19 protein-coding genes and 1 tRNA gene are annotated in these 24572 nt (G+C 40.4%); 12 read left to right on the forward strand and 8 right to left on the reverse strand.

Annotated elements, in window-relative coordinates; genetic code table 11:
• Positions 1-21: 21 nt before the first annotated feature.
• The 4 genes from ABJF11_RS07610 (at position 22) to ABJF11_RS07625 (ending at position 5424) form a co-directional block, all read left to right on the forward strand.
• On the forward strand, positions 22-1401 hold the full coding sequence (locus ABJF11_RS07610; RefSeq protein ID WP_348119186.1) for an undecaprenyl-phosphate glucose phosphotransferase: 1380 nt from the start codon (positions 22-24) through the stop codon (positions 1399-1401).
• Between the two features lie 105 nt (positions 1402-1506).
• The gene (pheS, locus tag ABJF11_RS07615) at positions 1507-2532 is read left to right on the forward strand and encodes a phenylalanine--tRNA ligase subunit alpha (RefSeq protein WP_348119187.1); all 1026 of its coding nucleotides are present in this window, start codon (positions 1507-1509) and stop codon (positions 2530-2532) included.
• 49 nt (positions 2533-2581) lie between these two features.
• Complete coding sequence (asnB, locus tag ABJF11_RS07620; protein ID WP_348119189.1) at positions 2582-4453, forward strand: asparagine synthase (glutamine-hydrolyzing); 1872 nt, start codon at positions 2582-2584, stop codon at positions 4451-4453.
• 107 nt (positions 4454-4560) lie between these two features.
• Entirely contained in the window at positions 4561-5424 is an 864-nt protein-coding gene (locus tag ABJF11_RS07625; protein WP_348119190.1) for a universal stress protein, read from the forward strand.
• Here ABJF11_RS07625 and ABJF11_RS07630 read toward each other — a convergent pair.
• Complete coding sequence (locus tag ABJF11_RS07630; RefSeq protein WP_348119192.1) at positions 5414-5965, reverse strand: hypothetical protein; 552 nt, start codon at positions 5963-5965, stop codon at positions 5414-5416. The genes ABJF11_RS07625 and ABJF11_RS07630 overlap by 11 nt on opposite strands.
• Positions 5966-6119: 154 nt before the next feature.
• Between ABJF11_RS07630 and prfA the strand changes: the two genes are divergently transcribed.
• Both prfA and ABJF11_RS07640 read left to right on the forward strand, forming a co-directional pair.
• A complete protein-coding gene (gene prfA / locus ABJF11_RS07635) occupies positions 6120-7190 on the forward strand; it encodes a peptide chain release factor 1 (protein WP_348119194.1) in 1071 nt (356 codons plus the stop codon).
• Positions 7191-7192: 2 nt separating this feature from the next.
• Entirely contained in the window at positions 7193-8596 is a 1404-nt protein-coding gene (locus tag ABJF11_RS07640) for a hypothetical protein (protein WP_348119195.1), read from the forward strand.
• Here ABJF11_RS07640 and ABJF11_RS07645 read toward each other — a convergent pair.
• Positions 8593-9198 (reverse strand): peroxidase-related enzyme, encoded by a 606-nt coding sequence (locus ABJF11_RS07645; protein WP_348119197.1) that lies wholly within the window; start codon positions 9196-9198, stop codon positions 8593-8595. The two genes, ABJF11_RS07640 and ABJF11_RS07645, sit on opposite strands and share 4 nt — an antisense overlap.
• A gap of 106 nt (positions 9199-9304) precedes the next feature.
• Here ABJF11_RS07645 and ABJF11_RS07650 point away from each other — a divergent pair, with 106 nt between their 5' ends.
• The gene (locus ABJF11_RS07650) at positions 9305-10207 is read left to right on the forward strand and encodes a helix-hairpin-helix domain-containing protein (RefSeq protein WP_348119198.1); all 903 of its coding nucleotides are present in this window, start codon (positions 9305-9307) and stop codon (positions 10205-10207) included.
• A gap of 57 nt (positions 10208-10264) precedes the next feature.
• Complete coding sequence (locus ABJF11_RS07655; protein WP_348119200.1) at positions 10265-14287, forward strand: AAA domain-containing protein; 4023 nt, start codon at positions 10265-10267, stop codon at positions 14285-14287.
• Between the two features lie 5 nt (positions 14288-14292).
• Here the strand turns inward: ABJF11_RS07655 and ABJF11_RS07660 are convergent, their stop codons facing one another.
• The 4 genes from ABJF11_RS07660 to recQ all read right to left on the reverse strand — a co-directional run bounded on the left by ABJF11_RS07660 (position 14293) and on the right by recQ (position 19585).
• A complete protein-coding gene (locus tag ABJF11_RS07660; protein ID WP_348119202.1) occupies positions 14293-14778 on the reverse strand; it encodes a gliding motility lipoprotein GldH in 486 nt (161 codons plus the stop codon).
• 4 nt (positions 14779-14782) lie between these two features.
• A complete protein-coding gene (gene ricT / locus ABJF11_RS07665; RefSeq protein WP_348119203.1) occupies positions 14783-15952 on the reverse strand; it encodes a regulatory iron-sulfur-containing complex subunit RicT in 1170 nt (389 codons plus the stop codon).
• 87 nt (positions 15953-16039) lie between these two features.
• Positions 16040-17317 (reverse strand): phosphoribosylamine--glycine ligase, encoded by a 1278-nt coding sequence (purD, locus tag ABJF11_RS07670; protein ID WP_348119205.1) that lies wholly within the window; start codon positions 17315-17317, stop codon positions 16040-16042.
• Between the two features lie 78 nt (positions 17318-17395).
• Positions 17396-19585: a DNA helicase RecQ gene (gene recQ / locus ABJF11_RS07675; RefSeq protein WP_348119206.1), complete on the reverse strand. Its 2190-nt coding sequence runs from the start codon at positions 19583-19585 to the stop codon at positions 17396-17398.
• A 235-nt stretch (positions 19586-19820) separates the two neighbouring features.
• Between recQ and ABJF11_RS07680 the strand changes: the two genes are divergently transcribed.
• Positions 19821-20894, forward strand: coding sequence for a mannose-1-phosphate guanylyltransferase (locus tag ABJF11_RS07680; protein ID WP_348119207.1), 1074 nt, complete (start codon positions 19821-19823; stop codon positions 20892-20894).
• 1 nt (position 20895) lies between these two features.
• On the opposite strand, the gene rlmB is transcribed toward ABJF11_RS07680, so the two are convergent.
• The gene (gene rlmB / locus ABJF11_RS07685; RefSeq protein WP_348119208.1) at positions 20896-21675 is read right to left on the reverse strand and encodes a 23S rRNA (guanosine(2251)-2'-O)-methyltransferase RlmB; all 780 of its coding nucleotides are present in this window, start codon (positions 21673-21675) and stop codon (positions 20896-20898) included.
• A complete protein-coding gene (locus tag ABJF11_RS07690; protein ID WP_348119209.1) occupies positions 21654-22835 on the reverse strand; it encodes a GWxTD domain-containing protein in 1182 nt (393 codons plus the stop codon). The genes rlmB and ABJF11_RS07690 overlap by 22 nt, the downstream gene beginning before the upstream one ends.
• 180 nt (positions 22836-23015) lie before the next feature.
• On the opposite strand from ABJF11_RS07690, the gene ABJF11_RS07695 reads away from it, so the two are divergent.
• The 3 genes from ABJF11_RS07695 (at position 23016) to ABJF11_RS07705 (ending at position 24426) form a co-directional block, all read left to right on the forward strand.
• Positions 23016-23789: a class I SAM-dependent methyltransferase gene (locus ABJF11_RS07695; protein ID WP_348119210.1), complete on the forward strand. Its 774-nt coding sequence runs from the start codon at positions 23016-23018 to the stop codon at positions 23787-23789.
• Between the two features lie 35 nt (positions 23790-23824).
• Positions 23825-24067, forward strand: a complete 243-nt coding sequence (locus ABJF11_RS07700) for a hypothetical protein (protein WP_348119212.1) — start codon at positions 23825-23827, stop codon at positions 24065-24067.
• A 284-nt stretch (positions 24068-24351) separates the two neighbouring features.
• A tRNA-Val gene (locus tag ABJF11_RS07705) sits at positions 24352-24426 on the forward strand.
• The last annotated feature ends 146 nt before the right edge of the window (positions 24427-24572 follow it).

A 24572-nucleotide genomic window follows, 5' to 3' on the forward strand; every position in this document is an offset into this window, starting at 1 on the left:
AACTACCCCTTGTCTTAAAAGATGCAGAAAAAGAGATTCTCTAAATATTTTCCGGCATTATTTCTATTCATAGACTTACTCTTTTTGAATATTGGGTTTTTTGTGGCCAATTTCATTAGGTTTAATACCTTTTGGTTTCAAGGTGACAGATACCCCTTTCTGTTCGTCTTTCTAAATATTACATGGGTAGTTATTTTCTTTGTCACCAAACTAGACAGAGTAGATCGCGAAAGAAGTATTGTAGACTATATCTCTCAAATCCTACTCGGTCTTACAATCAACCTGGCAGTAGTATTTACCATGTGGGCCTCTACAAGAGCCTACTTCTATTCGAGAGAGCATCTATTCTATACTTACCTGATTTTCTCCATTCTAATAGTTGGATGGAGAGTAGGGTTCATTAACATTCTCCGCTTCTATCGTACAAAAGGATACAATGTCAGGAACATCGTGATCGTAGGATATGGGCCAATTGGTAGAAACCTAAAGCGCCACCTTGAAAACAATCCGGAGATTGGGTATGTCTTTAAGGGCTTTTTCGATCATAAAACAGAGCAATCAGAAGTAACAGGCCCTGTAGAAGATGTGCCCGCATATGTGAAAGAAAAAAATATCGACGTTATATTTTGCTGCTTACCAAAACTTTTTGAGCAAGACGTAAAGCCACTCATTGACTTTGCCGAAAACAATCTCATTACAATAAAATTACTTTCTGATTTTAGCAAGGTTGGCAATAAGAAACTTGAAGTCCAGCAGTATGGGAATATACCAGTACTCAACGTCAGCTCAATTCCTCTAGACCGTATGATCAATAGGATTGCCAAAAGAACGTTTGATGTATTGTTTTCAAGCTTCGTAATGGTGTTTATCCTTTCGTGGCTGATCCCCTTGATTGGGCTCTTGATTAGTTTGGAATCAAAAGGACCCATATTTTTTATTCAGAATAGGCATGGAAGAGGGAATAAATACTTCCCCTGCTGGAAATTCAGGACTATGGTTGTCAACAAGGATGCCGACACTAAACAAGCCACTAAAAATGACCCAAGAGTCACTCGAACCGGAGCTTTTTTACGAAGGACAAGCTTAGATGAGCTCCCACAGTTCATCAATGTTTTTCTCGGTAATATGTCAGTAGTCGGGCCTCGTCCTCACCCGATCAAACTAAATGAAGAATACTCTCCTAAAATAGACCGTTTTATTCAGCGACATGCTGTGAAGCCAGGAGTAACCGGATTGGCACAAGCCAAAGGCTATCGTGGTGAAACATCCAGATTTAGCGAAATGTATGGTAGAGTAAAGTTGGATAGGTTTTATGTCAAAAACTGGAGCCTTCTATTTGACATAAAAATTATAATTATGACAATCTACTCCATCATATTCAAAACTGATAAAGCTTACTAGCACTGATTCACATCTTATAAGAGAAAAACAATATACCGCAATCGGAAAGTCTATCTTCCATTTCTCCAAAACCCATCGTAACTTCGCTCATTCAATTAAGAAAATATGTTTGACAAGGTAGAAGAATACAAGGCCATGGTGAAGGCTGCAGAGGTCAAAGCAGCAGACGATCTGGAGCAATTCAGAATGAAGTTCATTAGTAAAAAGAGTGTACTAACAGATCTGTTTAATGACTTCCGAAATGTGCCCAACGATCAAAAAAAGGCCTTTGGTCAAGCGCTTAATGAATTGAAAACTCTTGCACAGGACAAGTTCAAAGTTTTAGCAGATAGCCTTGAAACCTCAACCGGCCCAGCTGACCATCAAGGTGAAGATTTGACTCTCCCTAACGTTCCGAATGAGATTGGAAGTATTCATCCGCTGACTATTACCCGAAATAAGATTATTGAAATTTTCGAACGAATGGGTTTCAATGTGGCCAGCGGTCCTGAAATTGAAGAGGACTTTTACAATTTTACAGCACTGAATTTTCCTGAAAATCATCCTGCTAGGGAGATGCAGGATACTTTCTTTATTGAGAAGAATCCGGACAAAGTGCTGAGAACGCATACATCAAACGTACAGATAAGAATGATGGAAGGGGGCAAACCTCCATTCAGATCAATCATGCCTGGAAGAGTGTATAGAAATGAAGCCATATCCGCTAGAGCACACTGTTTTTTTCATCAGGTGGAAGGATTATATGTAGATAAGAATGTAGGATTCAAAGACCTGAAACAGACGCTTTATCATTTTGCAAAGGAAATGTTTGGCGTCGATACAAAAATAAGATTGCGCCCTTCATATTTTCCGTTTACCGAGCCCAGTGCTGAAATTGACATCAGCTGTTTCATTTGCCATGGCAAAGGGTGCAACGTATGCAAATACACCAAATGGGTAGAGATAGCAGGTTCGGGAATGGTGGATCCCAACGTACTCGAAAACTGTGGCATTGACCCTGAAGAATATACAGGATTCGCCTTTGGTATGGGAATAGAAAGAATAGCCATGCTTAAGTACCAGATCAACGACCTAAGGCTTTTCTCTGAAAATGACGTCCGGTTCTTAAGACAATTTCAAGGAACCTTCTAAGTCACAGTCTTTCTTGCTAGATTTCCAGAACTAAACCTTTAGAATCAAAATGTGTGGGATTACTGGTATTTTAGCCTTCAATGAAGTCGGAAGATTTAATCTGACCAATCTAGAGAAAGCAACCACAGCACTAGCTCATAGAGGCCCTGATAATCATGGTACCTTCGTCGATCATTATATAGGTCTGGGCCATAGAAGACTGTCAATTATTGATACAAGTGCAAACGGAAATCAACCGTTTTCTATAGACAATGGCAGATATGTAATCTCCTACAATGGGGAAATATTTAATTACCAAATTCTCCGTAAAGAGCTCCTCTCAAAAGGAATACAATTCAAGTCTGAATCTGACACTGAAGTGCTCCTTCACTTATACGCTCAAGAAGGTAAAAAATGCCTCGATAAGATTAATGGATTTTTCGCTTTCGCTATATACGACTCAGTTGAGCAATCACTGTTTATTGCAAGAGATAGATTGGGGATAAAACCTCTATTATATTTTCAAGATGAGTTCAAGTTTTTATTTGGTTCAGAAATGAGCGCCATTTTGGCCTACGGTTTAGATCAGAAATTGGACCTCAATGCATTAAACTATTACCTTCAACTAAACTATACTCCAGCCCCAATCACAATGATAGAAGGGGTTAAAAAATTAGAACCTGGGCACTATCTTGAAGTCAAAAATGGGTCTGTTACAACTCAAAGATATTACGATGTCCCTAAGCCCACAGAGTTCCTGGAAATCGACTATTCTAGTGCCTCAGATCGTCTGCATGAAATGTTGCAACAATCCGTAGAGAGAAGAATGATTTCTGACGTCCCGTTAGGCTGTTTTTTGAGCGGCGGTATCGATTCTAGCGTGATCACGGCCATAGCTTCTTCACAAACCACAGCTCTCAAAACTTTCTCTATTGGGTTTGAAGGAAACAAATTTTTTGATGAAACCAAATACGCAGAATTAGTAGCAACGAAGTTTAAAACAGATCATACCACTTTCCGTCTGGGGCACGAGGAAATTACAAATGAGTTACAAAACATTGTTGAGCATTTCGATGAACCTTTCGCTGACTCCTCAGCCATCCCGGTATTTTTACTCAGTAAAAAAACACGAGAACAAGTGACCGTAGCCCTCTCTGGGGATGGAGCCGATGAGATTTTTTCTGGGTACAACAAACATGCGGCATGGTGGAAAATGGAAAATGATCCTTTCTTCAGAAAGATAATTGGCGTGGCTGAGCCTATTGCACAGCTTTTACCTAAATCACGATCAGGAAGCCTTGCCAATGCTAATCGGCAAATTATAAGGTTTGCGAAAGCCATGAAGATGCCAAATATTCAGCGATATTGGTTTTTAGCCAGTTTTGCCAGCCAACATCAGGTCAATAGGATTCTGAAAAATCCTGGAGCAGAGAATGCGCTTATTGATAAGTGGATGGAACCCATGCAACAGTATCAATCCATCAATGATGTGCTGCGCCTTGACACAAAATTCGTGCTCCCTAATGACATGCTCAAAAAGGTGGATCTAATGTCTATGGCTCAGGGCCTAGAAATCCGAGTACCCTTCTTAGATCATGAAGTTGTTGACTTTGTGATGAACCTTCCTCCTGAAATGAAAATCGATAGAAGTATTAGAAAAAAAATCCTGCAAGACACTTATCGCAGCATTCTGCCATCAGCCTTATATAAAAGGCCAAAAAAAGGGTTCGAGATGCCTCTTCAAGATTGGCTAATGGGCTCCTTGAAAGGAGAGTTAAGCAAGCATTTATTTAACCGAAATTTAATCGAAGACCAAGGACTTTTCCAATGGAGTGAAATCGAAATACTTAATCAACAGCTATTTTCAAATAGCCCAGGAGACAGTCACGTCAGAGTCTGGGCACTCTACGTATTCCAAAAATGGCATTCAAAATATTTCTAAAGAGAAATTTTGCTTTTAACATTCTGCTAAAATCAATCGATCAACCTTACTGATTATTAAAGAATTAGATTAATTTTATTCCAATCGACCACATAAAATCAACTGGCATGCAAAACTTGAATAAATTTTTGGTCTGTTTGGACTCATCTTCCCTCGACGAACATATAATACAGTATAGTTCGATGATAGCCGAACTATCCAATTGCGAAAAAGTTTATTTTGTCCACATTGCACAAAAAAATCTAAGCCTAAAAATTAAGAAATACTTTCAGGAAAAAATTAGCGAGCATTTCAAAGCTGATTGTGAAACTGAGATGCAAATTCATCAGGGTAAAAACGCTGTGCAAATTCTAAAATGGTCAGATTTTAATTTAGTTGATCTTGTGATTTTGGGAATCAAACCAAAGACAGAATCTACTGGTAAGCACGCTGCGAGATTGATCAACGAAGCGCGTTGCTCGGTACTACTAGTTCCTAAAACGGCTAAGCTAAAACTGTCCAAGGTGATTATTCCTCTTGACTTTTCTGGAAGCTCTCTCGCTGCACTGAATGCAGCTCTCACAATCAAAGAGAAAGCCAACGTTGAGGTCATGTTGCATCATGTCTACTTCGTGCCAACCGGGTACACACATACCGGCAAGAGTTATGATGAGATGGCAGAGATAATGAACAAAAATAAGCAACGCGAGTATGAGCAATTTAAGCGTGAGCAATCCTTGGATGACTCCAAATACGAAGTAATTTTTGAATTGGATGATGATCAGAATCCTTCAGACAACATCTATGAAATGGCCAAAGAACGGAACGCCGACATGATTATTGTAGCGTCTAAAGGAAGAACAAAATTAGCATCCATGCTCAAGGGAAGTACTGCTGTCAACCTTATCAGTTATGACAGAGATATCGCATGTCTTGTGGTGAAAAATAAAGCAGAGAACATGGGGTTTTTCGAAGCCCTGCTTAAAATTTAGAATTAATTTTTACTTCAATTTCGTATTCGGAGGAATGAAGCCCAATGAGTTTTCTTTTCCCCGTTATCTTGTACTCAACAAGTTCATTCGTATCGAACTTCATCAGTAATTGTCTCTCGGATTTGTAGAGCAAATTGTTTTCTTCAAAATTCAAGGAAACTTGTGCAATGACATCCCCATCTTTACTTATTCTCACCACTACCGGCCCCTTCCGTTCTGATGCTTTTCTCTTGTAAGTTATTTTGTTATCCGATTTAACCTTTGAATAATTCGCTGTAGTGATCTGCCTTGCTAATGCATAATCTCTGAGTACATTCAAATCTTTTAGAATTAGCAACGTGTCATATGGAAGAGTCTCATTTGATTCCTCAATATCGTCCAACTTGACTCGTTTGTTGATTGTACAATCTTTCGGCTTGGTGGCTGTGGATAGAAGTAGCTGATCCAACACGGTAATTTCTGTATCTGCCTCAAGTTTTATTTTGTCAGGCGAAAGACAGGACGAAAGAATCAATAAAACAAAAAGAAAGGATTTATTCATATCACAAATTTGGGAATGCTGAAGCGATTAAAAAAGGATTAACGGCTTTTAGAACACTAAGATTCCTCTATGATAGACGAAGTGAATGTGCATCCAACAATTTCGACAATTAGCATCATACTATTTATTAGATTTGCTTTCTAATTTGGTGAAAATGGTAGAGAAACTAGAAGAAATCAAGCATAGATTTGAGGAAGTGGGACAACTTATTGTTCAGCCAGACGCCATGTCTGACATGAATCATTATTCTAAGCTGAGCAAAGAATATAAGGATCTTGAGAAGATTGTCAATAAATATGAAGAGTACAAAAATGTACTAGACAATCTGCTGAATTCTAAACAAATTTTAGAAACAGAGAAGGATCCGGAATTCCGTGAAATGGCCAAAATGGAATTAGATGAGTTGGAACCATTGAAAGCCGAAATGGAGGAAGAAATCAAGCAGATGCTCATTCCAAAAGACCCGAATGACGACAAAAACAGTATCCTTGAGATTCGTGCCGGTACTGGCGGCGATGAAGCCGCCATATTTGCAGGAGACCTTTTTCGAATGTATCAGCGCTATTGCGAAAAGCAAGGTTGGAAGCTAAGTGTGTTGGACCTGACAGATGGCAGCTCTGGTGGATATAAGGAAATAGTGAGTATGATATCAGGAGAAGATGTCTATGGTAAAATGAAATTTGAATCCGGTGTACATCGCGTACAACGAGTACCAGCCACCGAAACTCAGGGTCGTGTGCATACTTCTGCAGCCACTGTGGCCGTTCTTCCTGAGATGGAAGAAGTAGATGTTCAAATCGATATGAACGATGTGAGAAAAGATACTTTTTGCTCCAGTGGGCCTGGTGGGCAGTCTGTAAATACTACCTACTCTGCGATACGTCTTACACACATTCCGACAGGGCTCGTGGTCTCCTGTCAGGATGAAAAGAGTCAGTTGAAAAATCTGGATAAGGCCTTGAAAGTTTTGAGAGGTAGAATCTATGATATCGAATTAAAAAAACACAATGATGAGGTAGGCGCTCAACGTAAATCAATGGTGGGCAGTGGGGATAGATCTGACAAAATCAGAACTTACAACTATCCTCAAGGAAGAGTGACTGATCATAGAATTGGGTATTCGCAGCACAACCTCCCGACTGTCATGGATGGAGAGATTGGCGATTTCATTGAACAACTCAGAATTGCAGAAAATGCAGAAAAATTAAAAGACGGAGAAGTATAATATTGAAAGTAATAAAACATCTCGGTCCTCTGGTTATCCTAACCTGCTTTTTGATACAGGCATGCCAACCTTCTGAAGAGGAGCTGTCTTCGGATAATAGCCTGAGGCTTTCTTATTCTACCGATACCGTCACTTTCGATACTTTATTTAGCCGTGTAGGTAGTATTACCAAAAGATTCAAAGTTTACAATCCCAACGATAAAGCGATCAACCTGGATAGAGTCTCGCTTGGCGGCGGAGACCTATCTTCTTATAATATTACAGTAAATGGGTCTAAGGGCAATCGCTTTACAGATGAAGTCATCTTTGGCCAGGACAGTCTGTTGGTACTTGTGGAAGTATATATCAATCCCGAGGATCAGGACCTTCCTTTTCTGGTAAAGGACTCTGTCATTATTGAATACAATAGCAGAAATGAGAACATCAAACTAGTCTCCTGGGGGCAGGACGCCATATTTATCAACAACCAGGCTATTGATTGTAACACGACCTGGACGAATGAAAGACCCTACGTGATCTATGATTCTGCTTGGGTAAATCAAGATTGTCAGCTCACCGTAGAAGCTGGAGCTAAGATCTATATTGACAATGGCGCTTTTCTAACTATTGTCGGGTCACTTCTCATACAAGGTACGGCAGACGAAAAGGTAGAAATAAGAAATATTCGACTCGATCCAAAGTTCAACAAGGCACCAGGTCAGTGGCAGAGCTTGTTCTTTTTCCCTGGCAGCATCGGCAATAGCATTGATCATACTGTAATCAAGAATGGTACAAATGGTATGATCCTCGCCATCAACCTTGCTGATGGCACCGGCGCTGAAGTAAACATCAGCAATACTTCCATTCAGCATATGTCTGAATCTGGAATTACTGCCTATGCTGGAACTATTCGTGCTCAGAATTTAGAAATTTTTAATTGCCAGACACAACTACTCGGCTGCTTCGCTGGTGGTAGCTATCACTTCGAACATTGCACTTTTTCCAATGAGCCCAACGATTTTACCAGAGATGGGGCTTCTGTAGGGTTTACCAATTTTTTAGAATTTAGCGATGGCGCGACTTTCGTGGATGACATAGTAGTCAGAGTGAACAACTCAATCATCTGGGGTAGAGAGGATGAAGAACTCGCAATAAATTTCTCAGCAAATGCCTCTACCGATGTAAAAATTGAGCGCAATATCATTCGGTCAGAAGACGAAGCTTGGGTAGACCTTGAAAACTTGATTAGCCAAGAAGACAACTACCCTGGTTTTTACTCGCCTAACACATATAATTATCAGATAGACTCTCTGTCTATAGCGAGAGACAAAGCCTTGTTGTCTACTATCACTCATGATCTTCTGGGCACGATTAGAGATGAAAAACCCGATATTGGTGCTTACGAAAGAAAAGATTCTATTCCTTAGCTGTGAGACCAGCTATCATCTTCAGATTGATCGTTTGGTGATAGTCCAAGAATATCTCCTTTAGTACTGACCCCAAGCCCTAACACAGTCCGATTGGCATAGCAGAAGTAACTAACTACTTGGTTTATTTCCAATATTTCCCCATCATCAAATCCAAGGGCTTTCATTTTTTTAATTTCCTGTTGCGTAATTTTCTCAGGATCCTTCGTAAGCTTTTTTGCATATTCGAATAGCGCACATTCTTTCTCTTCAAACACCATTTCTGGCTGGTCAGAAAGTAGTGCTTTCTTGATCAAGTCTGCTTTCGTATGATTACCCAGGAGTCGTCGCATGCCTGTGAAATGATGATCAACACAATAACTACAATTATTAAGTGCGCTTACATATGTGCCCATAGCCTCAAGGAAATGCATTGGAAATGTATTGGTGCTGTTGTGCAAAACATATTTGTATAGAGCCATATGTCCTTCTAGACTATACGGGCGTAAACTGTGCACCTTTAGAATATTGTCTATATAGTTATCCTCTCCTTTAATCCGGTCATATATCTTTCTCAATTTTCCTTCGGATTCCTCGTACTCTATTTGTTTGATCCAAGCCATGTTCGTGCGGTTTAATTCCAAAATAACAATAAAGAATCAATCAGAAAAGTGACCCTTCAAAAGTATGAGGTGGTGTCGTTGTTGTAAAAAGCGCCCTTAATAAGACATGATCGCCAAGTTAAAGAAAGCCATCAGAGTTTATTTCGGGTTCTCATCCACAGAGACCAATGGTATCTTATTTTTGGTACCGGTGCTACTAATGATTCTCTACGCTCCAAGTGTATTTAGAATATTTTTAGAAGGGCAATATCATGACACAGCCGAAGAAGATAAGAAAATCCTAATGTCATGGCTGGAAGAGTCAAAAATGAAAATAAAGGCTAAGGAAAATACCATTGTGAAACCATTTCGTTTCGATCCTAACCACATCACCTCACCTGCTTTGATCTCCTTGGGGTTCAAAGAAAAGATTGTTTCCAGAATAATGAATTACAGACAGAAAGGTGGTCAGTTCAGGAAGAAGGAAGACCTTCTAAAAATCTACGGTATTAATAAAAATCTTGTGAGTCAGTACTACGATTTTATAGTCATTCCTAAAACTAAAAAAGCACATCACGTTGCGGAGAAAAAGAGTCTCTCAAAAAATCGTTCAAAAAAAAGGCTAAAGACAGATTTGAACCTGGCAGATACACTTGAGTTGCAAAAAATAAGGGGAATTGGCTCTGTACTCTCCGCCCGATTAATAAAATATCGTGATGCCCTGGGTGGATTCAGCTCTATGGATCAGGTCAAAGAGGTATATGGTATAAAAAGTGATGTTTTCCAGCAAGTATCAGAATATTTCACTCTTGCAAATGTAGTCCCAAGGCAAGTCAATATCAATCAGGACTCTATCGATATCTTAGCCCGCCATCCATATCTTTCGTACAGACTCAGTAAGGCCATCATAAAATACCGACGACAGCATGGGGACTATTTGAATGTTGCAGATCTGAAAAATATCCATACTGTTTCAGACTCGATATTCAACAAAATAGCTCCTTATATGAAAACAAAGGCCTCAGAATGAGGTAGGACTCTAGGGAAAATCGTTATCCTTTTCTATTTTACGCGAAGAACATGACTAATGAGAGAAATACTCCAATCATACTTAAGAAGGCTAACCAATCTATCAGGAAATAGCAGGTCAATTTTCCTTCCAAAACTGCCATCCAATCATTTCATTGATATTCACGAATTCGACTTTGCTCAAAACGAGCCGTCTTTTCAAATCATAGAAAATGTTCTAGCCAGAAAATCAAAGATTTCACTTTGCGATCTGCAAAATAGTAGAGATGAGGACTCAAATAAACTATCCCAAAAACTCAAGCGGCTCAAAAGAGAGGATCATCTCATTTTCGAAGAAAGAGGCGCACGAGACTTGTATATTGGTTGGCCATTTGTAAAAGGTAAGTTTTCAGATGGAACACTTGCACGATGCCCACTGATGTTTTTTCCAGTTACGCTTGAATTAGATCAAAAGGAATGGTATCTGACTAGTAGAAAGGATGTAAATGTCACTATGAACAAGTCTTTTCTACTCGCATATGCCTATTTCAATGACCTGCCAGCCAACGAAAATCTGCTCGAAAGGGTATTTGATGATTTTGACAAGGAAAGCAAAGGCTTCCGAAAGGACCTATATGAATTGCTGAAAGAAGAAAAGTTTGAGATTAACTTCAATCAGGATAATTTCACAGATCAACTCAAAGTTTTCAAATCCTACAAACGAAGTGACTTCGAGGCTGTCGAAAAAGCTGGAGAACTCAAACTTTTTCCGGAGGCGGTGGTCGGTATCTTTCCACAAGCCGGGTCGTACCTTGTGCCTGATTATCTCACTCTGCTCGACCATCCAAAACTTGGTACGTTGGAGGAGTTTTTTGCTGAAAGAAATCTTGATAAAGAATCGAGCGAGGACAAATCCTATTATCGTTTTCTCAAAAAGGTCAAAGAGGATCAAACCTTCACTCCTTTCAAAATGGATGCCTATCAGGAAAATGTAATTAAGGCAGTCAAGAAAGGCAATTCTGCAGTAGTGCAAGGTCCTCCTGGTACTGGAAAGTCTCAGCTCATCTGCAACCTGGTCGCCGACTATATCGCCAGAGGTAAAAATGTACTTGTCGTCAGTCAAAAAAGAGCCGCATTAGACGTTGTCTTTGAAAGGCTCAAAGAAAAAGAGTTGAACGACTTTATCGGACTGCTTCACGATTTCAAAAATGATCGCAAGCCGATCTACGAACAATTGGAAGGACAAATCGACAGAATTGACGACTATCAGTCTGTCAACAATTCGCTGGATGCTATACAACTCGAACGCAGCTTTCTAAAGACTAGTAGGAGAATAGATCAGCTTGACGAAGAACTTTCCGAGTTTAAATCCAGCCTTTTTGATGAATCAGAATCAGGACTTTCAGTCAAAGAGCTTTATCTAAGTTCCAACCCAAATCAGCCAGCCATCAATCTAAATTTGGAATACCGAGCGTTCCATTTTGACTCGCTGGAAGAATTCAAAAGAAAACTTAGCACTTATGCCAAGTATGGTGAGTCTTTTTTGAACGAGCATCATCCGTGGTACAATAGGTTGAGTTTTGCCGACCATAAGGTTTCAGACTACAACACAATAGCCAAGCATCTTGAAGAAATCAAACCTTATATAAGTGTGTTGGAGACTGTGACAGAAAAAGCCATTGGCAAAAAAGTCTCATTTGAAGATGCTGTCGAAATAATAAAAAAATATGAAGAAATAGAGCACCTTATTTCGGTACTCAAAGATGCACAGGTCTACAATGCGCTTACTTTGGTGCTCAAAAACGCTCAACGACCCGTCACGAAGGAACGACTGGTAGAGGTAGAAAAGCTTGTGATGCAATGCTATGATGGGATAGGCGTCGAGCTTTCGCTACAATCGGAAGAGCTTGGCCGATTTCAGGAAGCACTGGATCGAAGCCTGGATGCTCGTAAAAGCATATTCAAATGGATCAGATGGAAGCTATTTTCAAAGGATAAAATCTTCATCACCCGTGTACTGGTTAGCAATGAATTAAAAAGTGACAAAGCTGGATTTGAGAATTTGGTGCAAAAGGTAGACAATAGACTCAACTTAGAGCACAATCTTAGTTTACTAAAGAACGAACCAGCCCTTTGCCCATTCCCCAATTCTTATGGCAAAATAGAAATTAAGAACTGGTTTTTCTTTCAGAAGCAGGCCGCAGAATCACAAATGACTCTGGATGGTATTCGACACATGAACGAGTACATCTCTCCACTGTCACACACTCAGTCGGAGTATACTGCTCAATTGTCCAGCCTCCTGACGGCACTCGAACCGATAGGGACTAAACTCAAAGAGTGGCAGATTTATTTTTCTATACCTCAGTTGCGAATGATTTTCTCCGGGCAACTCGATGTCGGTCATTTGCTCGAAGCGCTCAAAAGTGATTTTGACTCCCTTTGTGAGTTTGATAAACTTATTTCCGAGCTGTCAGAAGATGAAAGCAACATTATAAAGAGATTGCTTGAGCGAGAACCAAGAGTAAACGAGGAAGGCTGGTGGAAGCTATTTGACAACAGCCTGCGGCTGGCTTGGATAGAACATATCGAACTCAAATACCCAATCTTGCGCTCTGTCTCTTCTCAAAAATTTGAGGATATGCAGCAGGAACTTCAGGAATGTGTGAAGGACAAGCTGAAGATGAGTGTAGATATCCTTTTGCTCAAAGCCCGAGAGAAAGTCTACAAAAATGTAGAATACAACCGATTAAACAATCGCGTGACTTACCGAGAGGTATATCATCAAGTCACAAAAAAGCGAAGAATCTGGCCTGTCAGAAAATTAATTGCCAATTATCCCAGAGAGATTTTTGATCTCATGCCTTGCTGGTTGGCATCACCAGAATCTGCCTCCGCTATTTTTCCTATGGAGAAAATCTTTGATCTGGTAATATTCGACGAGGCTTCACAATGTTTTGTAGAGAAAGGGATACCGGCAATATTCAGAGGTAAGCAGGTAGTCATCGCCGGCGATGACAAGCAACTTCGACCAAACGACCTATATATGGTAAGATGGGACGAAAGCAATGAAAATGATGTGGTGGAGTTAGATTTTGACTCGCTGCTAAACTTAGGCAATCAATATCTGATGCAAGTTCAACTCAATGGACACTATCGTAGCAAAAATCTTGACCTGATTAGATTTTCCAATGCGCATTTCTATGACAACAGGTTGACTATGCTTCCTGATTTCAATGATCTCAATAAAAATAATACAGCCATCGACTATGTGAAAGTTGAGGGATTTTGGCAGAAGAATACAAACCACGAGGAGGCCGAAAAAGTAGGGCAGATTGTATATGACTTATTAAAAGAAAAACCATCGGTTGAAATAGGCATCGTAACCTTCAACGCCACACAGCAGATGTACATTCTCGATTTTCTAGAAGATTATTCTTTGGAAAAGAAATTTATAATTCCGGAGTCATTAATTGTCAAAAACATAGAAAACATTCAAGGTGATGAGAAGGACGTTATCATTTTTTCCACAGTGTATGCACCGGATTTGAATGGGAAAATGAATATGAACTTTGGTAGTCTCAATGCTGAAGGTGGTGAGAACAGACTGAATGTGGCGGTAACCAGAGCACGAGAAAAAATCTACCTTGTGACGAGCATTATGCCTCAGCAGTTGCAAGTAGAACAGAGCAAAAATGAAGGTCCAAAACTGCTAAAAAAATATCTGGAATATGCTTATGCCATTTCGGAGAAGAGCCTCGACCCTGCCGAAAAGCATATGTCTGGCCATTCAACACGTTGGTTTCTGAAGAGCAAAATCAAAGAAATGGCCTTTGAACATTTTGACTCACTGGAGTTGGATCATACCTTACCTTTTGTCGATCTGGCTATCCGATATCAAGATCAATATTTGGCTGCGCTGATCACCGATGATGATTTATACCATCAGGACATATCCATAAAGGCCTCACATGTATACAAGCCATTTACTCTCAAGCAAAAGAATTGGACCTTCAATATGATTTCCAGCCGCCAATACTGGATCGATAAGGAACATGTAAAAGAGAGGATCAACCGAATGATATCCCGATTGATCGAATAAAAAAGCTAGTCTTCCTCCGGTTTTTGAATTTTTAACCCAAAAGAGAGGATGCCAGGTAGTTGTTCGTTTCTCATGAACTGTTTCACCTTGAAAGTATAAGGCCCTGCATAATCAAATTTCTGGTTTTTGGTTATAGGTACTGCCCTATCAAACAAGTCTCCCAATCCATCACCAAGTGGATCTCCATTCTTTTTATCAAACAAAACCAACTCCTGCATGTCAGATGATAATATTTGACCCGTAGAATCTTCAATGTAGTACTTCAAGTATAAATTGTAATAGGGGTAGTTCACTGCATATCGCACGTTGTATTGAACCTCATATAATGAAGTTGTATCATCTATTACAAAATCAAAGGCAACAAGAGAATCCAGATTCCACATTCCTTCTCGGATATCTGACTGTTCGTCTATGACCGTGTTGCTGTTGCATGATGCAGTCACAAGAGAAAGCCCTGCAAGGATGAAAATGAATATGTTTTTTTTCAGCATATGCTTACTCTGATTTTTTGTTTTTGAAATTTTTGTTTCCACCTCGTTGTCGGTTACGTTGTTTTTTGTTTTTTGACTTGCTCTTTCCTTTACGGAATTTTTGATCCATTCTTTCCAAGTCACTATTTAGAGATTGAGATTCGCGATCTTCTCCGCCCACCTTATTCTCGAGCAAAGATTCTGGCTTGTTTCCATCCTCGTTCATTTTTTGAATCTCCTTCACTCGTTCTGCATCAAGTGCAATCCATGAGTTGTCGTTTTTATAACCAAACCACATAATCTTTCTAAAGATATCAGTTTTTTGTAGCCTTGCCTCACCTTTTTCTGTTTGTAGTCCAGTTTCCACCTTGGGAATATCCTTTAGCGCTTCTATGTACGTCTCGAGTTCATAATTGAGACAACATTTTAACCTTCCACATTGGCCGGAAAGCTTGCTGGGATTCAAGGAAAGGTTTTGATACCTGGCAGCTGACGTGGATACATTTTTGAAATCTGACAGCCATGTCGAGCAGCAAAGTTCTCTTCCACATGATCCTATACCCCCGAGCCTACCTGCCTCTTGCCTTAAGCTGATTTGACGCATTTCAACCCGAATTTTGAATTCTCCAGCCAATCTTTTGATTAGTTCACGAAAATCTACCCTTTCATCAGCAGAATAGTAGAACGTGGCTTTAGAATTATCAGCTTGATATTCAACATCAGTCAATTTCATATCAAGCTTGATCTCATTGATGATCTCACGTGAACGGAAAATGGTGGGACTTTCTCTTTTCCTTACAGATTCAAATTTTTCAAGATCGCGTTCAGAGGCTACGCGATAGATACTTCGAATGTCATCATTGTCGGCTATTTTCTTCTTATTCATCTGGAGCCTTACGAGCTCTCCTTGTAGAGAAATATAGCCCAGATGGTGTCCGTTTGGCACATCCACGACCACAGGATCTCCCGGATAAATTTCAAGGTCATTAGAGTTTCGGAAAAATTCCTTGCGGCCATTTTTAAATCGGACCTCAAAAATATCATAATGATACTTAGCAGGTGCCTCCATATTGGCCAGCCAGTCGAAAGTATTCATCTTGTTGCAGCCACCAGTGCTACAACCTCCATTGCTTTTACATCCTTTAATACTTCCATCTGCAGCCGTCAATGTGCTACATGTACTGCATCCCGACATCTGATAATACTTTAGACTGCCTTAAATATAATGAAGAAATATGATCCCCATTCCTGTCATAGGCTGGTATTTTTTTAGCTTAGATACTCATAGATTCAAAAGGTCCTGACCGATGTCTTTTCTGAAATTGATACCCGGCCAGTCGATAGACTTCAAATTCGCATAGGACTGATTCAGAGCCGTTTGAATATCTGGCCCCATCCCAGTGGAAGCTAGTACTCGACCCCCGTTGGTTACGGTATCTTGACCCTCAAGCTTAGTGCCCGCATGAAAAACAACTCCTTCAAAATGCTGATCCAAACCAGTCATGACTCGTCCCTTTTCATACGATCCAGGATATCCTTCGGCAACAGCCACCACAGTAGTGGCCGTTTCATCTACGATTTGAAGTGTTTCTTCTCCAAGTTCTCTTTTTGCAGCAGCCGCCAGATGAGATAGAAAATCTGACGAAATACGAGGAAGTACTACTTCTGTTTCGGGGTCACCCATTCGTACATTGTATTCTATGACCACAGGCTCTCCGTCGACATTCATCAAACCAATAAAAAGGAACCCTATAAAGTCGATCCCATCAGATTGTAACCCTCGAACTGTTGGCTGAATGACTTTCTCATCTACACGAGCCATAAATGCGTCATCCGCAAATGCAACAGGAGATACTGCTCCCATTCCTCCAGTATTGGGGCCTGTATCTCCTTCTCCTATTCTTTTATAATCCTTTGCTTCCGGCAGCGTCATGTAAGACTTGCCATCAGTCAATACAAAGACAGATAATTCAATCCCATGGAGATACTCTTCTATGAGGACTTTTTGACTGGCAGCGCCAAACTGGCCATCCAGCATTTCTTTGAGCGTACTTTCAGCTTCATTGATATCTGAAGTGATAATGACCCCCTTGCCAGCGGCAAGACCATCTGCTTTAAGTACATAGGGGGCTTCGACTTTTTTCAAAAATTCAATTCCTTCTACTAGATTATCTTTAGAGACGGTCAAAGATCCGGCAGTAGGTACCCCATTTCGTACCATAAAATCTTTGGAGAAGTCTTTGCTGCCCTCCAACTGTGCACCTACCTGGTCCGGACCGACCATTAGCACACCTCTAAGTTGATCATGACTCGCGAAGTAATTTCGAATGCCGCGGACTAGTGGCTCTTCTGGCCCTACAATTACGAGATCAATTTTTTTCTCAATGACCGCTTGACCCAACAATTCGAAGTCATTTACTCCAATATTCAAGTTAGAAGCTATGGCTGCAGTCCCAGCATTCCCTGGGGCTACATAGAGGTCATTGCATTTTGAACTTTGCTTTATTTTCCAGGTCAGAGCGTGCTCGCGCCCTCCAGCACCTATAACTAATACATTCATAAATTGATTCGATTTTACTGCTGGCAAAAGTAATTCAATTCACGATTCAGCTTATGAAATAAAGAAATATATGTGTGTTTAGTTCGCGTATTCGGACATGAATTTTATTCTCATCAGCCGGACCTCATCTTCGGAGTAGCCATCGGGCTCCAATTCACTCATCGCGATATCGAGGCTATCTGTCTCTGATGTCATAAAATAATCCAACAAGTCGTCTTGTCGCTCTTCATCAATAAACTGATCGATGTAGTAATCCAGATTAAGCTTGGTACCAGAAAAACAAATGTTTTCTATCTCAGTCAGCACATCGTCAAAGGAGATGTTTTTTAGTTCTGCCACTTCTTCCAGATCGACTTTCCTGTCGATCTGCTGTATAAGAAATATCTTTATTTTGGATTTGTTGATTGCCGATTTGATGACTACATCTGAGGCTGTTTCCAACCCTTTCTCTTTGATATAATTGGCTATCATATCTAGAAACGGTTTTCCAAATTTGGTGACCTTACCCATTCCTACTCCGTTGACCTGTGCCAGATCCTCTTTGGTGGTGGGATAAGTAGTAGACATTTCCTCAAGGGATGGGTCCTGAAATACGGCATACGGAGGAAGACTTCTCTGCTTGGCTACTTTTTTACGAAGCGCCTTCAGCATATCAAATAGATCTTCATCATAAGCTTTTCCTGTAGCATCTACTCCATTGTCGTGATCCAGATTCTCAACAGTGTAATCATGGTCTCTGGATAGTTCTACGGAGAAGGGTTCTTTTAGAAAAGCATGACCCTTGGGTGTAGCCTTCAGGATTCCAATATTTTCAATGTCCTTTGCAAGGAACTCATTTAGTAGTGTCTGTCGGACGACTGATCTCCAAAAAACTTCTGTCTCGTTTTTGCCAATTCCAAACACGTCAAGGTCAGTATGATTATAGCTTTTTACATATTGACTTTCGATGCCTCTGATCACATCTACCAGATGTTTGATCCCAAATCGCTCTTCCGTTTTGATGGCTGTATCTATGACTTGCTCAATAAATTGCTGCCCTTCAAAAATCGCCTTTGGATGTGCACAGTTGTCACACAATCCACGTTCCGAACAGTCTGGATCAACATACTCTTCTCCAAAGTAATGGAGCAGCTGTCTTCTTCTACATACTGAGGACTCAGCATATGACGATACCTCTTGCAATAGGAGCTTAGCGGTTTCTCTTTCGGTTACCGGTTTGTCCTTATTGAATTTTTCAAGTTTGATGATATCATCTAGTGTATAGAACAATATACACTTGCCTTCCAATCCGTCTCTACCCGCTCGGCCTGTCTCCTGATAATAACCTTCGAGGGATTTAGGCGCATCATAGTGTACTACGAACCTGACGTCTGGCTTGTCGATACCCATACCAAACGCTATGGTAGCCACTATCACATCAATGTCTTCGTTGAGAAATCCATCTTGATGCCGCATTCTTACAGCGCCGTCCAGTCCTGCATGATAAGGTGCCGCATTGACATCATTAACTTTTAGTAATTCTGCTATTTCTTCTACCTTCTTTCTGCTTAAGCAATAAATAATGCCTGAAGTACCTTTTTGTTCTTTCACGAAACGTATGAGTTGTTTTTTGACGTCAACTTTTGGCCTTATTTCGTAATAAAGATTTTTTCTATTGAAGGAAGATTTAAATACATCTGCGTCTTCCATTTGCAGATTTTTCTGGATATCCAACTGCACTTTAGGAGTAGCCGTGGCGGTCAGCGCAATAATGGGAATATCACCAAACTGTCCAATGATCGATTTGATCTTCCTGTACTCTGGTCGGAAGTCGTGCCCCCATTCTGAAATACAGTGTGCCTCATCTATGGCTGCAAAGGAGATATTGGCTCGTCCGAGAAATTCTATGTTTTCTTCCTTTGTAAGAGATTCCGGTGCTACATAGAGGAGCTTTACGTTACCAGAGAGCGTGTCTTCTTTGACCCGTCTCATCTCAGTCTTGTTGAGTGTGGAATTCATGAAGCGGGCATTCACGCCAAAAGCATTCATTTGATCCACCTGATTCTTCATCAGCGCAATCAACGGTGAGATGACTATGGCTGTGCCTTCACTAATGATAGCAGGAAGCTGATAGCACAAAGATTTGCCCGCCCCTGTCGGCATAAGCACAAATGTGTTTCGCCCTGAAAGCAGGTTGTTTATTATCTCCTCTTGGTTTCCTCGGAAATTACTAAAGCCAAATATTTCTTTCAGCTTACCGCTCAGTTCATCCACCTGGCATGCAATCATTTTCTTCTCAATTTATATACCGGATACATAATTTAACAAAAAATGAGCTAACCAAAGTTAGCCTTGCAAAATTTCGTTTCCGGTCGCTGGTTAATTAACATTTAATTTACTACAATACCCGCATAAAGTCAATGGAATTGTTATGATCCTCAAACATTCTTCATACTAATTCTTTCACTATTTTGTTACACGGAACACTATCTCCTTCTATATTTGTGATCCAAAATCAGCAAGGATGAAATCAGATGTATTTGTAGTGATTATGGCCGGTGGTGTAGGAAGTCGTTTTTGGCCCTATAGCCGCAACGCTCGGCCAAAGCAGTTTATTGATGTACTGGGCAATGGAAAGTCTCTGCTCCAAATGACCTATCAAAGGTTTCTGACTACTACAGGTAGCGAGAATATCATAATTGTGACTAATGATATCTACTCAGAATTAGTCCAGGAACAACTACCTGACTTGAATCCTGAGCATATTCTGACTGAACCGGCTCGAAGAAATACCGCGCCGTGCATTGCATATGCCGCATATAAGATCAGAAAAAAGAACCCCAATGCCGTAATGGTAGTGACGCCTGCTGATCACGCCATTTTTCAGGAAGAAAACTTCACAAATGTCATAAAAACAGCTACTGACGCCGCAAGAGGCTCTGATAAACTACTGACTGTTGGGATAACTCCTAACCGCCCGGAGACGGGATACGGATATATCCAATATCTGGAAAGCGATTCAGAAGTGAAGAAAGTAAAGACGTTTACTGAAAAGCCAGAACTTGCACTCGCAAAAACATTTTTGCAGAGTGGTGATTTTGTCTGGAACGCAGGAATATTTGTCTGGTCCATTTCGGCCATAGTTGGATCATTCGAAAAATCATTACCGGACATGGCAGAAGTTTTCGAAGCAGGTGATGCCACATACTATGGAAGCGAGGAAAAGTCCTACATCAATAAAATCTATCCACAATGTGAAAACATTTCCATAGACTATGGCATCTTAGAAAAATCAAAGCTGGTATTTGTTGTACAAGGCACCTTTGATTGGTCTGATTTAGGCTCTTGGAATTCGCTCCATGAAATTAGGGACAAAGACGAGCAAGAAAATGTGATCGACGGGGATGTCATCCTTGGAGAGTGTTCCAATAATATTATTAAATCTGAAACAAAAAGACTAATTGTACTAGACAACCTCGATGGTTATCTGGTAGGCGATTTTGACGATGTACTCATCGTTTGTAAAAAGGATCAGGACTCACGATTTAGAGAATACGTTGCAGCTGTCAAAAGTAAAAAAGGTGCTAAATACCTATAGATTAGCTGCGCTGTCTTACACTTTCAAATAGGATAATTCCAGCGGCCACAGATACGTTGAGCGAATCTATCTGTCCTACAATCGGGATCTTCAATTTTTCATCTGCTGCCGCTAATAGTTCGTCAGAGATTCCGTTTTCTTCTGATCCCATAATTACAGCCGTAGGAATGGACAAATCAGCCTCATACACCAGCTTGTCCGTTTTCTCCGTGCATGCGATGATTTGAAAACCACTGTCTTTTAGATATTTTATAGAATGTACAAGGCTATCCTCTTTGCAAATGGGAAGATGACTCAAAGCACCGGCAGAAGTTTTCACAGCATCCGAGTTGATCATTGCCCCTCCCTTAGTTGGAATCACGACCCCATTAGCACCTGCACATTCGGCTGATCGACAAATGGCTCCAAAATTCCTCACATCAGTAACTCTATCCAGGATCAAAACCAATGGCGCAAGGCCATTTTCATAACTATTTGCAACAATATTGTGTAGGGTCACAAAGTCCACCGGAGAGGTGAAAGCCACTACACCTTGATGATTTTTTCGTGTGAGTCGGTTTAGTTTTTCGACTGGCACCTTAGATACGGTAACCATTTCACCACGAAGCAATTCTAACAACTCCTGGGTAAGCTCATTTTTTAAATCCTTCTGAAGGAATATTCTCTCGATAGTCTTTCCAGACTTGATGGTTTCGATTACCGCACGGGTACCGAATATCATATTTTCGGTATTGTGTTCTTCTGTTCGAGGGGTTCTTTTTACAAATCTCCGGTTCTCCATTTTTGTACTGCCGTAAACCACGCCTTGTTTAGCGATTTTTCGCGAATGAGTGAGTAATGATATTGGACAAATAAATTGCGTGTTTTCGCAAAAGTAAACTTTATATCACCGCCGAACGTCTTGTACTCCCAAATTTCTACTTCTTCCTTACGCGCCACACGCTCAGGTGGTCCAAAAACGATATATATCATTCCTCTATCCGTTTTCCATCCATTCTTATAGTCTGAGAATAACGCATTGGCAAACTTTACTGATCTGAAGTATTTCTTAATGGTTTCTGACGCCAGCTTTTTATCATCAATATGGCTAAGCCAAAAATTGTTGAATGCCAGTTTCTTATCTTCAGATTGATTGAGATTTTTAAATTCATCACCGGTGCAGATATACTTTAGTGTTTCAATCAATTCTTCCACTTTTTTGGCACGAGGATAGTGCTCCTTGTGACTCAGAATCGAAAAACCCTTGTCTGAGGCCGTATCCTTTTGAATAAAATACAGATGATCGGCTTCATTAAACGCCAACCCGCCCTTGAACGAAACTCTCTGCTTGATCTTTAGCAATTCGCTAAGCTCGATTCCATCAACTACCATTGGTGGTATTGCCGCAGGAAAATCATCCTCATACAAGTAGGCATAATATTGATTGTCTGGATCGTCCTCGTCCATATCCTCAATCCTTATAGAGTCTAGTTTCTTGAGCCCTCCATAAAACAGCCCTTCTTCCTCTGATCTATAGATTATGTCAGGCAGCGGAAAGGCCAGTGCCTCATTGATAGGTATTCCAAAAAGATATTGCTTGTCGAGAAATGAGAACTTTACCACCAAATAATTGTTCTCACTACTAGCATAAAAACTCAGTTCAATTTCATTCTTGATAAAGCCCGAGTCGACCTGCATCGCAATAGGTGCAATCAATTGTTCCCGATCTGAATTAATCTTTTTTTGTTGAGACAACTCAAACCCTTCTAATTTATCGGAAGGGAGTACTTTGACCAGGTGAAAAGTCAGTACGAGTTTGTATAGCGAATCCTGCTGGGCAATCTGATAATCTATCTTGACCGGGTCATGATTATATAAGTAGTTGAAATTCTCCTTGGTCAAATCATGGGCTGTCAGCCTGAATGTAGAAACAAGAAGAAATAGTATGAAAAGTAGTCTCATAGAATATTTGAAAATGGATATGAAACAGACATACAAATTCATTCACTCCAATCTAATCAATGGGGATGATTGAATTTCTTGCAGGTTCCATCTGGCCAATAAAAACAAATTATTAACAGATGAAACTAATATAAATCAATTTGAAGACTAACGTATAAATTTGCCTTATTTTTGCGCCCTATGGCAACGTACACTACAGAAATCGCTTCAGATAAAATAGTTTCGGACAATCCAATCCATCAAAGATTGCTGCAGGCTTACCATGAAGCAATACCATATATAAAAGGTAAAGTACTGGAGCCAGGCTGTGGTGAAGGAAGAGGAATAGCACTATTGTCCCCGGCGGCTGACGAATATGTAGCCTTGGACAAAATCGAAGATGTCATCAAAGAACTCAAGCATAAATTTCCTTCGGTAGATTTTAGGCAGGCTGTATTTCCACCATTTCACCAGCTAGAGGACGACTACTTTGATACTGTCATTAGCTTTCAGGTTATCGAACACATCAAAGATGACAGGCTTTTTCTGGAAGAGATTCACAGAGTGCTGAAGCCGGGTGGGCAAGCTATCATTACCACACCTAACATCAAAATGTCGCTGTCTAGAAACCCATGGCATGAAAGAGAATACACCAACAAAGAACTCAAGGATCTGGCTGGGAGCATCTTTTCTAAAGTAGAAATGAAAGGTATTGCAGGAAACGAAAAGGTCATGGAGTACCATGAACAAAATCGTGCATCTGTAGCAAGAATAACCAGATTTGATATTTTCAACCTACAATATCACCTCCCAAACGCACTACTAAGAATCCCCTACGATATACTCAACAGACTAAACAGAAATAATCTGCAAAAACAAGATGAAGGCCTCGTGACAGAAATCGACCGAACAGACTACTACTTAAGAGACCAGGAAGAGGACAATCTTGACTTGTTTTGTATCGTTACAAAATGATAATTTGATAGATTAATAAACTATAAACAGAGCGGATGGCATGGGGCAAAAAACCTTGGCAAGGAGGTACTAAAAAAAAACCACGTAAGAAGTCCAGGCATGGTTGGAGCAGCGATTATGACAACATTTTTTACGACTTTACCAGTCAATATCGAAGCAAACGAGAATCAGATAATACCGTAAAAGGATTTCTGTCGATGCTGGTATTTATAGCTGTGCTGGTAACTCTCATGTTTGGATTGATCCTCTTTTTCAATTGGGTGGCAGTCACCTTTTAATCTTACCAAGAGTCAGAAAATCCACCAACCATAAGAAAGATGAAACCAGCCCACAAAACCACACCGCTAAGGTCTATTCCGAAGGTCCCTTGGTACAGCAGATTAAAGAGCCCCTATCAGAGCAATCGGGAATCGAAATACACCTTGAGAGGTTTTTTGATCTTAATTTCATTCATGACAATCATCATCCTATTAATTTATTGGCTCACTATTACTTTTGTGAAATAGCACTTGTTCAGGTTTCCTTTTTATTTAGTTTTGCCTAGCATAAGATTTAGATAAGAGGGTCGTTAGCTCAGCTGGTTTAGAGCGCCGCCTTGACAGGGCGGAGGTCGTTGGTTCGAATCCAATACGACCCACATAGCAAGGCAGTTCGTGAGAGCTGCCTTTTTTTGTGTTCTTTTTGGATGACTGGCCCTATTCCACTTAAGTGCGAAATCCAAAAGGAAGCTCACCACCTAGCTCCCGTTCACCCTAGTATATCGCCGCATTCAATTTATTGATT

It is taken from the genome of Reichenbachiella sp., from assembly GCF_039941815.1.
Lineage (GTDB): Bacteria > Bacteroidota > Bacteroidia > Cytophagales > Cyclobacteriaceae > Reichenbachiella.